Source organism: Pseudomonas sp. HP_01 (assembly GCF_055284355.1).
On the sequence record NZ_JBTOPV010000069.1, the window covers coordinates 1 to 535 of the forward strand.

Sequence of the window (535 nt, forward strand, 5' to 3'; positions counted from 1 at the left end):
CCATGTGGCCGAGCGCGCTGAACTGGGCGAAGGCCGCGAGGCAATCATTGCCGTGACCATTCCGGAACAGGCGGGCAGCTTCAAGGCGTTCTGCGAAGCCATCGGCAAACGGCAGATCACCGAATTCAATTACCGCTACCACACCGATCGCGAGGCGCACATCTTCGTCGGCGTGCAGACCCATCCCGACACCGATCCTCGCAAAGCCCTGATCGCAAGCCTGACGGAACAGGGTTTCCCGGTGCTGGACCTGACCGACAATGAACTGGCCAAGCTGCACCTGCGGCACATGGTCGGCGGGCATTCGGAGCGGGTGAGTGACGAAGTGGTGCTGCGTTTTGAATTCCCGGAGCGGCCGGGCGCGCTGTTCAACTTCCTGAACAAGCTGGGCGGAAAGTGGAATATTTCGATGTTCCACTACCGCAATCACGGCGCGGCGGATGGCCGAGTGGTGGCGGGGTTGGTGGTGCCGGAAGATGAGCGGCATCTAGTGCCGCAGGCGCTGGCAGAGATTGGTTACCCGTATTGGGACGAG

At 61.7% G+C, this 535-nt stretch carries 1 pseudogene; it reads left to right on the forward strand.

The window, feature by feature from the left end:
* Window positions 1-535: pseudogene (locus ACYAR8_RS23835) on the forward strand (threonine ammonia-lyase, biosynthetic); the annotation flags it as partial.